Annotated in this window: 3 protein-coding genes; 1 reads left to right on the forward strand and 2 read right to left on the reverse strand. The window is 65.5% G+C overall.

Going from position 1 to position 2,439, the window contains the following annotated elements:
- The coding region (locus AC1DT2_RS20650) for a response regulator (protein WP_477298411.1) at positions 1–714 on the forward strand (714 nt) is incomplete at its 5' end.
- Here AC1DT2_RS20650 and recO read toward each other — a convergent pair.
- Positions 706–1,398, reverse strand: a complete 693-nt coding sequence (gene recO, locus AC1DT2_RS20655; protein ID WP_477298412.1) for a DNA repair protein RecO — start codon at positions 1,396–1,398, stop codon at positions 706–708. The two genes, AC1DT2_RS20650 and recO, sit on opposite strands and share 9 nt — an antisense overlap.
- A gap of 20 nt (positions 1,399–1,418) precedes the next feature.
- Positions 1,419–2,354 carry a GTPase Era gene (era, locus tag AC1DT2_RS20660; protein ID WP_477298413.1) on the reverse strand — a complete coding sequence of 312 codons (936 nt, stop codon included), beginning with the start codon at positions 2,352–2,354 and terminating at the stop codon, positions 1,419–1,421.
- Positions 2,355–2,439: the final 85 nt, after the last annotated feature.

Genomic DNA, 2,439 nt, shown 5'->3' on the forward strand with positions numbered 1-2,439 from the left:
GAACGTTGCATGCCAGACCGCCTTTCTACACAGATACTCGTTGCCGACGACGACCCTTCGACCCGCGAATTCCTCCGCGGCGCCCTCACCTCGATGGGGTACATCGTCACGCTGGCGGAGGACGGCGCGCAGGCACTCGTCGCCGCGCGCGCCATGCGATTCGATGCCATGCTGCTGGATTGCCGCATGCCGTCAAGCGGCGCGATCGATGTCCTCGCCGCACTACGGAACGATCCCACCGCCGCCTCGCGCGACGCCGTGGCCATGGCGACAAGCGCCGACATGCCCGCGGTGCTGCGGCAGGCCCTGATCGACGCGGGATTCGCCTGCGTGCTCGAGAAACCGTGCCGGGTTGCCGCGCTCGTTAACGCACTGACCGCGACGCTGGGCGTCGGCGGCGATACCCGCTTGCTCGACAATGACGAAGCCCTCCTTGCAACAGGCGACGCGGCGACGATGCACGCCCTGCGCGACCTGTTCCGTGACGAGTTGATTCAGCTCGTGCCGGCGCTGGATACCCTGGCCGACGACCCAGCCTCCCTGGTCGAACGGATGCATCGGCTGCGCTCGGCGTGCGGGTTCTGTGGCGCAACGCGTCTGGCCGCCCAGGCAACGGCCCTGCAAAACCACGTGATGGAAACGCGGCGGGTATCGCCGGCCGCCCTGCGGCGTTTCCAGTCGGAAGTCGAGCTCACGCTCACCGCCTTAGCGTAGGACGCGCCAGGCCTTGAGCTCGCCGCCGCCGAGATGGAAGGAGATCACATGGCGCATCATGCGGCGGAGCGACGAGAGCCCGGCGGTATCCGGCGGGGTATCCGCTGCCAGCGCAAGCAGGTCGGCACCGCGGATAGCGCGTTGATCGCCGACGCGGCCGGGCAGCACGCCCGACTCCGGATCGTAGAAATAGACCAGCGCGGGTTCCACCGGTGAGCCATCGATCGCATCGATATCGAGCTGGAGGCCGTAGCCCAGGGCGTCGAGCATGTCGCGCTCGAATCGCCGCAGTGTCCAGGCCAGCGGCTCACCGGCGGCCATCCGGCTTAATGTGCTGTCGTAGAACGCAAAGAGCTCCGGATTGGCGTCCTGCCGGCCGGTCAGACGAACGACCAGCTCATTGAGGTACAGACCAGCAAGCCCTGCATCGCCCGTCAGGCGCAGCACCGCCCCCGAGGGTTCGGCGCTACGCAGTGTGGCGAGCTCGCCCTTCATCAGCAGGTCGAGTTCGACGCGCTGGAACGGTTCGAGCTGGGCCCGCTGCGTGCGCGCACCCTCGCGCCGTACACCACGCGCGACCACGCCGATGCGGCCATGATCGCGGGTCAGACATTCGGCCAGCATCGATGTTTCCCGGTACGGCCGGGCATGCAGGATGAATGCGGGTTGCTGTTCGACGCGCATGTCGGCTCGCGCCTGGCGGCTTATTCGTAACCGAAACGCTTGAGCAGGTTCTCATCGTCGGCCCAGCCTTCGCGGACCTTGACCCAGAGCTTGAGGAACACCTTACGCTCGAACATGGCCTCCATCTGCTTGCGCGCCGACGTGCCGATGGCCTTGAGCTGGGCACCGCCTTCGCCGATCACGATGGCCTTCTGGCCGTCGCGCTCGACCCAGATCACCGCGTGCACTTCGGCAATGCCGTCGGGACGATCCTGGAAGGCCTCGATTTCCACGGTAGTGGCGTACGGGAGCTCCTGGTTCAGGCGCAGCATGAGCTGTTCGCGCACCATTTCCGAGGCGAGGAAGCGTTCGCTGCGATCGGTGATTTCGTCCTCGGCGTAAACGGCCGGCTGCTCAGGCAGGCGCTTGAGGATGCCCTTTTCGAGGCCTTCCAGGCCCTTGGACTTCAGCGCACTGACGTAATAAACGTCGTCGAACGGATGCTTCTGCATCAGGTCGGCGACGAACGGCAGCATGATCGTCTTGTCCTTCTGCAGGTCCACCTTGTTGATGGCCAGCAGCYTCGGCACGTCCGGCTGTTCGGCAATCGCCGCGTACATGGCGGCGTCTTCGTCGGTCCAACGCCCGGCCTCGATCACCTGCACAGCCAGGTTCACCTCGGAAATGGCGGTACGCGCCGCCCGATTGAGGCTACGGTTCATCGCACGTTTGGCACCGCGATGCATGCCGGGCGTATCGACGTAGAGGATCTGCCCTGTCGGCTTGGTGGAAATGCCGAGAATGCGGTGTCGCGTGGTCTGCGGGCGGTGACTGACGATGCTCAGGCGCACGCCGATCATGGCGTTGAGCAGGGTCGACTTGCCGACATTGGGCCGACCAAGCAGGGCGACGTAGCCACAGCGGAAGTCGTCGTCGACGATGGCGTCGTTTTCTTCAGGGATATCGATGTCGTTCATGATTTCTTTTCCAGCAAGCGGCGCAGCACCGTTTCGGCAGCGTCCTGTTCGGCGGCGCGCCGGCTGCCCCCGCGTCCTTCAACGC

The sequence above is a fragment of the Luteibacter sp. P4_E6 genome, from assembly GCF_056401535.1.

Bases quoted from the DNA above. Each gene is read 5' to 3' on its own strand.
- recO (WP_477298412.1), bottom strand. From the start codon at position 1,398: ATGCGCGTCGAACAGCAACCCGCATTCATCCTGCATGCCCGGCCGTAC.